The following is an 8128-nucleotide window of genomic DNA, read 5'->3' as shown; positions in this document are numbered from 1 at the left end:
ATCCTGGAAATTGAGCGCGGGATATTATCCATCCAGCGTCGCGACGCCGCCCAGGGTTCTCGCTTGCGGGGATGGATGGATAGCCGTGTTCGCCCTGAATTCGCCGAGCGGGTTCTGCCAATCGATGACGCGATAGCGACGCGTTGTGCCCACTTACATATTCCAGACCGCCGCAACGAGGCTGATGCTTTGATCGCCGCTACCGCGCTGGTTCACGGTTTAACTATAGTCACGCGTAATGTTCAGGATTTCGGTGATACCGGCGTGATCGTAATCGACCCGTGGCAAGGCTGAAATCGGGCGCGGGCACCCTCTAGGGATGTCCTTCTTGCAAAATTCCTCAGATCACCCCCAGAACCTATCCTCGAAGAGACCGGTCCGCTCCTGTAGGCTTTCGCTCTATGCACACCTGACTGACAAGAAGTTTCCCGGTCATATCGCTATCGCGAACCGCTTCGCGTCGTGGGCGAAGTCCCGGACTGGCAACTCCACTCGGCTGAACAGCTGCAGCAGATGAAGGACGGCCTCGCGTGCCTCAAGGCAGAAGGTAAGGACGTCATTATAACCTGACACGATCGAGGCCGCCGACGATTGCCGGCGGCCTCATTTCCAGAGCGCCAGGAGCGCTACTCGGCCCCGGCATGCGCCCAGCTGGTGCCTTAGAGATGCACAGGAGTCTCACACCATCGTCAGTCCGATTGCGCCTGGTTGCTCAACCCGGCAGCGAAGATCAGCTGCGCGGCTGCGTCAGCGCCAAAGCGACGGTCGATGCGGCCAGGGCGGAGGTAAGGGTCAAAGGCCCAACGGCGCCGTAATGATCGACGACATAGCCGCCGAAAACCGCGCCGATACTAATGGCAACCTGAAAAGAGACGACCATCAGGCTCCCCGCTGCCTCCAGAGCGTCGGGTGCTCCGCGGGAAAGATTGGTAGGCAGCACCACCGGCGCCATGCCGAAGGCGAAGCCCCAAAGCGTAACGAAACCGAAGGCAGCGCTGATGTGGACGCCCCAAAGCACCAGCGCGAGCGCCGCAAATGCCATTATTGCTGCCGTAATAGCGAGTGCCATGCGGATATTGACGTCGGCCACTCGGCCGCCCGCAATATTTCCGATCACAGCGGCGATACCAAACCCGAGCAGCGCCATGGCAATCGGCCCGGTTTCCAGGAGCGTCACTTTTTCGAGGAAGGGACGCACATAAACAGAACCAGCAAAATGCCCCGTCATAAGCAAAAGGATGGCAAGCATTCCGAGTTGAACGCCACGCCGCCCTGTCAGGCTAAAAACATCGGCAAGACTGTTGCCTGTGCTTGCGGGCAGCGTCGGCAAGCTGAGTACCTGCAGCAGCATGGCAAGCGCCGCAAGCCCTGCTGTCATAGCCATGGCGCTACGCCAGCCCAGCCAGTCGCTGATCAAAGCGCCCACCGACGGTGCAGCTATGGTGGCGAGCGAGACCCCGAGGGTGACGATAGCCATCCCCCGACCCGTCGCATTCGCACCCACCAGCCTCGCCACGACGGCAACCGAAAGCGCCCAGAACCCGCTAAGCGCGATGCCCAATCCGGCTCGACCCAACAATAATAACCAAAAATCAGTCGCTAGCGCCGCAAGTATGTTGGAGCCAATTGCCAACGCACTGAGACCAACGAGTACGGTCTTGCGGTTCATTCTGCCGATGAGAACATTGCTCAACAAGGCGGTCACCGCGCCGATGGAAGCGGTCGCGGTCACGACCTGCCCGGCTGTTCCCTCACTAATGCCGAGATCGCGCGCCATTGGCGTCAACAAGCCTGCCGGCAAAAACTCAGCTGACACCAGCGCAAAGCTGGTAGCCGCCATCGAAAGAACGGCGAACCAAGTCGCCACACTCCACGCGGCTGGCTCGGCGGTATGAAAGTCTATCGCCGCGTCGTCTAGTTGTGATCTCGTGTCCGTCATTGAGTCATCTCCTACGTTCGGAGATTTCATAGACGAACTTACTGGGATGATATGTGTCTTAAAATCCGAAATCCATGTCTATTCGTCCGGAACTTGTGCGACGCACAACGCCGGGCGAGACGCTGGTGATGCGCTTGAAGGCGCGCGCGAAGGATGCCTCGGATTCGTAACCTAACCGGGAGGCAACTTCGGCAACCGACATGCCGCTTTGACCTAGCAATTCGCGGGCAAGCTGCATCCGCAGACGGGCAAGATAGTGTGCCGCACCCTCTCCTAAGATAGCGCTGAAGCGCTCGGCAAAGATAGAGCGCGACTGGCCTGCCACACTGGCAAGGCTTTCTAGGGTCCAGTTATGGCCCGGGTCTCGGTGCATAGCTGCCAACACACGACCGAGGTGGGGGTCGCGGATGGCGGCGAGCCAGCCGGTGGTCGAGGCTCCGCTGCAATTAACCCAGCAGCGGATAAGCCGCGCTGCGAGCAAGTCCGCCATGCGGGACAGGACAGTGGCGCTGCCCATCTGAGGCTGTGAAGCCTCTGCCGTCATGGCCGCCAGCAGCGGACCAACGATCGGGTCATTGCCGGCTACGTCGCAGCCCTTGATGATTGGCGGCATCAAGGCGATCAAAGGGTTGAGGGCATATGCGCTCAAAGCCATGGAGCCGCAGAAGAGCGTGCTTGTCGTACCCGTTCCTTCCCGCAACACTTCGCAAACGTTGCTGCCCAACCTTGTTATCTGACAGCTTTCGAGCGAGTCGCCCTCAACATCTGGCGCGCTGGCCAATCGATGTGCGATACCTTGCGGCAGTAGCACCAGATCACCATCGTTCAACTCCTGCCATCCTTGGGCTTCGGTATGGATCCAGCACGGACCTTGGCTAACGAAGTGAAAGCGAAGCAGTTGTTGGTGCGAAAAGGCGATGCTCCATGGATGTTGGAGTTCGCACCGCCCATAGTTGACTCCATTCAAGCGAAAGTCTTGTAGGACTTCGCTTAGCGCATCCATTGGGATATTTGACGGCGACAGCTGTCGAGACGAATGATCAGGCATTTCGCCAATTTAGGTCTCGAGCGTCTGGCACGCAAGCACGATGGTGTCGCTCCGGTAAGAAACAAGCAGGCGCCCATCCTTGACACGAACGTCAGCGGCCAACCTGGATTCTGTTGCCTTTGAACTTCCCGAACTTCGCCGGAAAGATCATCCATGAACATGCGCGAAGTGACGGCATCCTGTCAAACAACTGAACGGCCCGCAGATAGCTGAATAAGACCTCAAAGCTACGAGTAAGCACGTCATAAATTCCATAAACTTAGTGGACATTGAAACGTCATTTCTAGAATTTTTTGACGTCCCTCCCTACGCTACACGGCAATAATGCAAAGCTGGAGAGGGATATGAAGTCGATCATTTTGCGTATCGTGGCGATGGCCGCTTTTATTGGCGCAGGACTGCAGCAGGTTTCCGCCGCGGACGTTTCCGAAATTCGCGTCGACTGGGCAACCTACAATCCAGTGAGCCTGCTTCTCAAAAAAGAGGGCTTGCTGGAGAAGGAATTCGAAAAGGATGGCATTGCTGTCCGTTGGGTTCAGTCTGCGGGCTCGAATAAGGCGCTCGAGTTTCTCAATGCCGGTTCAATCGATTTCGGCTCCACGGCGGGCGCTGCGGCTTTGATTGCGCGCGTCAACGGTAACTCTGTGAAGTCGATCTATGTCTTCTCACGGCCCGAATGGACAGCACTTGTTACGGGTAAGGATTCGAAGATCGCCAGCGTTGCTGATCTCAAGGGCAAGACCGTGGCCGTGACGCGCGGTACCGACCCGCATATTTTCCTTGTCCGCGCTCTGGCCGATGCCGGTCTCAAGGAAGGCGACGTCAAATTTGTCCTTCTGCAACATGCCGATGGCCGTCTGGCCCTTACCCGCGGCGACGTCGATGCTTGGGCAGGTCTTGATCCTTTGATGGCGGCCGCGGAGGTAGAAGACGGCGCCAAGCTGTTCTTCCGCAAGCCGGAGAACAATAGCTGGGGCGTCCTCAACACGACGGAGACCTTCGCAAAGGAGCACCCAGACATTGTGAAGCGCGTACTTGCTGTCTACGAGACGGCGCGAAAGCAGGCAGTTGCCGATCCACTGGCACTGAAGTCTGCTCTGATCGAAGCCGCCAAGCTTCCCGATGCTGTCATCTCGAAGCAACTGGAGCGCACGGACTTGACGCATTCGCAGATCGGCGACGAGCAGCGGGAAACGATCCTGAAGGCCGGTGTTGCCTTGCAGCAGGCCGGCGTGCTTCCGGCTGATGCGGATCTCGCTGCGATAACCACCAGCCTGATCGACACGAGTTTCAATAGCGCCGCTACTCAGTAATGGATCACAAGCGTTGACAGCAATTGAAGTCTTGTCAGGTCAGCTGCGTGAACGGATAGCGGGCAATAGGACAGGCGCCCGGCCGGCAATTTGGAAAAGGTTCTTACTTTCCATTGCTGTGCCGGCCGGCGCCTTTCTGCTTTGGCAAGCGGCAGTCTCTTTCGGTCTTTCCTCCGGACGGCTGGTGCCGCCTCCTTCCCGCATTATCGCTGCGCTCTGGCAGCTCGCAGAGAACGGCGAACTTTACCGACATGTCGCCTCCACCTGTCTACGTGTTCTCTTTGGCTTTCTGGCCGGGGCTGCAGCAGGCGTGGTTGTTGGAACGTTGACCGGCTTTTTCACCACAGCGCGGGCTTTGGTCGATCCGAGCCTTCAGGCTCTTCGTGCCATCCCATCGATTGCCTGGGTGCCGCTCTTCATTCTCTGGTTTGGCATCTTTGAAACATCCAAGGTGATGCTGATCGCGACAGGGGTCTTCTTTCCTGTTTATCTCGGCCTTTCCACGGCTCTGCTTTCGGTCGACCGTAAGATCGTTGAGGTGGGCCGCATCTTCCGCCTCTCCGGGTTGGAGCTTGCCCGACGCATCCTTTTTCCCGCCGTCCTGCCGGCCTTGATCGTGGCGCTGCGGGCCGGTCTGGGGCTTGGCTGGATGTTCGTCGTTGCGGCAGAATTCATGGGCGCTTCCGAGGGGTTGGGCTATCTGCTCGTTGATGGCCAGCAGCTTGGCAAGCCCGATCAGATCGTCGCGGCAATTATCATCTTTGCCATTATCGGCAAGCTATCCGACGGACTGATCGTTTCCATAAGCGCGCCCCTCGTCGCCTGGCAGGACAACTACAAAAAGGGGGGTACGTGATGTTGTCGGTCGAAGGCTTGTCGAAGACCTATCAGAATGGCGTCGTCGCACTCCAGGGCTTCAGCCTTGAGGTCCATCCTGGAGAAATCGTTGCCGTCATTGGCGGCTCGGGTTGCGGCAAGAGTACGTTGTTGCGACTGATCAGCGGGCTCGATCAGCCGACGGCGGGCAAGATCGCCATAAATGGCGAGGCCGTTCGTGCGCCGCACCAACTTATCAATCTGATATTCCAGGAACCGCGCCTGCTGCCGTGGCTTACCGTCGGCGAAAACATCCGCTTCGGTCTGAGCCATCTCGGCCGTCGTGAGCGCGATGAAAGAGCAACGGCTGCGTTGGATCAGGTTCATCTGGCAGGTTACGAGAACAGCCTGCCGAAGGAGCTTTCGGGCGGACAAGCGCAACGCGCTGCCATTGCCCGCGCGCTGGTGACGCAGCCGGAGGTTTTGCTGCTCGATGAGCCGTTTTCGGCGCTCGATGCGCTGACGCGCTCAGCACTTCAAAACCACCTTGTCGGCATCTGGCGCCAGACGCACTCGACGATGATTATCGTTACGCACGATATCGAGGAGGCGGTTGCTTTGGCGCACCGGGTTATCGTCATGCAGCCTTCGCCCGGTCGCATCATGGAAGAAATAGCAATCAATTTACCAATGCCGCGCGAGGTCAGTGGGCAGGCCGTCGATCGCTACAAGAAAAAGGTGAGGGCGTCGCTCAATCGCTCGCTCAGCAAATCTGGGACCGTGATGCGGGACGCCGAAGTCATATCAATCGTCGAAGACATTGCATGAGTTCGGCGACTTAAGAAATCAACGTTTTCTGGTTTTGCCCACGCGCGACAGCCGCTGTGCTTTGGCACGACGATTGGCGGAAGAACCCCCGCGACCGCTGGCGCAGTCGGACGGGAGCTCTCAGCAGGGTTGAGCAACTGGGCGGTCGCACCAACAGCACGCCAGCGGACAAATGTGAGCCGCGCCTAGCTGCTTCCTCGGTCCTTCAGCCGATCTTGTCTTGCGTCTTTGTTTCGAAGTCGGAGGCGTTGTGACGCTCGTGGAGCTGTTCCGACGGATCGCCGTTTGTCCGGTTGACCATGCGGCCGCGCTTGACTGCTGGACGTTCGGCGATCTCGGCGCTCCAGCGCTGTAGGTTTTTGTAGGTCTGGACGTCCAAAAAGCTTCCGGCGTCCCCGTATGCCTTGCCCTGCGCGAGGTTGCCGTACCAGGGCCAGATTGCGATGTCGGCGATCGAATATTCGTCGCAGGCCATGAATCTGTTGCCGGCGAGGTGACGGTCGAGAACGTCAAGCTGTCGTTTCACTTCCATCGAGAAGCGGTCGATTGCATATTTGATGTGTACCGGCGCGTAGGCATAGAAATGGCCGAAGCCACCACCAAGATAGGGCGCCGAGGCCATCTGCCAGAATAGCCAGTTGATCGTTTCCGTCTGTGCCTTGTGTTCCTTCGGAAGGAAGGCGTCGAACTTCTTCGCCAAGTAGAGCAGGATCGATCCGCTTTCGAAAACGCGCGTCGGCTCAGGCGTCGACCGGTCGATCAGGGCAGGGATCTTCGAGTTCGGGTTGACTTCCACGAAGCCTGAGCCGAATTGGTCGCCTTCGCCGATCCTGATCAGCCACGCGTCGTATTCTGCGCCTGTGTGTCCGAGCCCAAGCAGCTCCTCCAGCATGATCGTCACCTTGACGCCGTTCGGCGTCGCCAGCGAATAGAGCTGCAGGGCATGCTTGCCTACAGGCAGTTGCTTGTCGTGGGTTGGGCCAGCGATCGGCCTGTTGATGTTAGCAAACTGCCCGCCATTGCCCTTCTCCCAGGTCCATACCTTGGGTACTTCATACCCGGCAGGGAAGTTGTCGGCGGGGTTCTTCTCGGTCATCACATTGATCCTTTTGTTCTGTGGTCGTAGGTCGGCTTCGGCCGTAGAGGAAATGACGGATCGTGCCAATGACATGCTTGCGGTTTTACCGCTTCACGTTGGTGGAGCGCACTTCATGGTCGTGTTGACCCGGCATGTGCGTCTACCCTCGCAGGTTAACGGATAGGATGGCTTTTCCGTAGATCGCAGGAAATTGCACTCTGTACCTTATGCTAGTCTATAAAATAGATAGAATATTAGCACAACAACGGACGGTGCGAAAATGAGCTATTCACTGAGCCTCCCGGCCGTATCGAATTTGGTGTCGGTAGGGCTCCCCAGGCGGCTTAACCTGGCTGAAGCTGGTTCCTGTCGGCAAACTTATGGCGTCCGGTCAGGACCTTTATTGCCGAATGATCTTTACCAGTATTGTGCATTGCAGCATCCATGGAATGTCGATAGGCTTTTCGTTGTCGGCGAGGACGCTGCCATGGATGAAGCCAACATCGCGCAACTGATATTCGCCCTGAGCGTCGCTCGGGAGATGGCATCCCTAGAAGGCCCCGAGTTCGACCTTGTGGTCCATCGGGTCCAGCAGGCAATCGACGAAACCAGAGATAAGGCTCTAAGGTACGGGATTGTTATCGAAATCGATCCTGCGTCAACACGAACGCACTAGTGGGATCTAGCTATTGCTAGGGAGCACGCTCCTCTATTGGACGATGCGGCTCGTCCTAAAGCTGAAGTTCCTAACTTGAAGTATTGGTATGGACGCTGAACATACGCTGTTCGCCGCGCGTGCATGCACGATGCAGCGGGCCCGCATTATGCTGCATGGCTACATAAGCCGAAATGATGATGGAGGCGCGGTTTCGAGTGACGCGAGATCAGAGGTCAACTGCTAGGTCCGGATCATTATGTTCCCCACGACGATTCCTTGCGGCATGCCCGAAACAGGAGTTTCCTGGGCACAGCTAAGCTGGATTTTATCGGTCCAGTATGGTTATGTTGCAGAGCAGCAACCCCGCCGCTAGGCTTTTGTCTGAACGCCTTTGCTTCCGGCGAAAAGACGTAACCGATCAACGACAGGTGGTGCATGGCAGGTGAAA

General features: G+C 57.7%; 8 protein-coding genes. 5 read left to right on the top strand and 3 right to left on the bottom strand.

The features are described 5' to 3' along the window. The coding region (locus PMI09_RS30170) for a type II toxin-antitoxin system VapC family toxin (RefSeq protein ID WP_081499046.1) at positions 1-294 on the top strand (294 nt) is incomplete at its 5' end. A 436-nt stretch (positions 295-730) separates the two neighbouring features. On the opposite strand, the gene PMI09_RS09530 is transcribed toward PMI09_RS30170, so the two are convergent. Beyond that, entirely contained in the window at positions 731-1939 is a 1209-nt protein-coding gene (locus PMI09_RS09530) for an MFS transporter (protein WP_007791789.1), read from the bottom strand. Positions 1940-1997: 58 nt separating this feature from the next. Then, a complete protein-coding gene (locus PMI09_RS09525; RefSeq protein ID WP_037082475.1) occupies positions 1998-2987 on the bottom strand; it encodes an AraC family transcriptional regulator in 990 nt (329 codons plus the stop codon). Between the two features lie 344 nt (positions 2988-3331). Between PMI09_RS09525 and PMI09_RS09520 the strand changes: the two genes are divergently transcribed. Genes PMI09_RS09520 through PMI09_RS09510 form a run of 3 tightly spaced genes read left to right on the top strand, consistent with a single transcriptional unit; the run spans position 3332 to position 5944 of the window. Then, positions 3332-4300 carry an aliphatic sulfonate ABC transporter substrate-binding protein gene (locus PMI09_RS09520; RefSeq protein WP_007791782.1) on the top strand — a complete coding sequence of 323 codons (969 nt, stop codon included), beginning with the start codon at positions 3332-3334 and terminating at the stop codon, positions 4298-4300. 13 nt (positions 4301-4313) lie between these two features. Beyond that, positions 4314-5156, top strand: a complete 843-nt coding sequence (locus PMI09_RS09515; protein ID WP_007791779.1) for an ABC transporter permease — start codon at positions 4314-4316, stop codon at positions 5154-5156. Continuing rightward, positions 5156-5944 carry an ABC transporter ATP-binding protein gene (locus tag PMI09_RS09510; RefSeq protein WP_007791776.1) on the top strand — a complete coding sequence of 263 codons (789 nt, stop codon included), beginning with the start codon at positions 5156-5158 and terminating at the stop codon, positions 5942-5944. Before PMI09_RS09515 ends, PMI09_RS09510 begins: the two co-directional genes overlap by 1 nt. Positions 5945-6149: 205 nt before the next feature. Here PMI09_RS09510 and yghU read toward each other — a convergent pair whose 3' ends face one another. Then, positions 6150-7040, bottom strand: coding sequence for a glutathione-dependent disulfide-bond oxidoreductase (yghU, locus tag PMI09_RS09505; protein WP_007791774.1), 891 nt, complete (start codon positions 7038-7040; stop codon positions 6150-6152). 469 nt (positions 7041-7509) lie between these two features. On the opposite strand from yghU, the gene PMI09_RS09500 reads away from it, so the two are divergent. Beyond that, a complete protein-coding gene (locus PMI09_RS09500; RefSeq protein WP_007791771.1) occupies positions 7510-7698 on the top strand; it encodes a hypothetical protein in 189 nt (62 codons plus the stop codon). The last annotated feature ends 430 nt before the right edge of the window (positions 7699-8128 follow it).

It is taken from the genome of Rhizobium sp. CF122 (assembly GCF_000282035.1).
Lineage (GTDB): Bacteria > Pseudomonadota > Alphaproteobacteria > Rhizobiales > Rhizobiaceae > Rhizobium.
The sequence above is the reverse complement of the archived record's forward strand: the minus strand, read 5'-3'. Positions and strand labels throughout refer to the sequence as shown.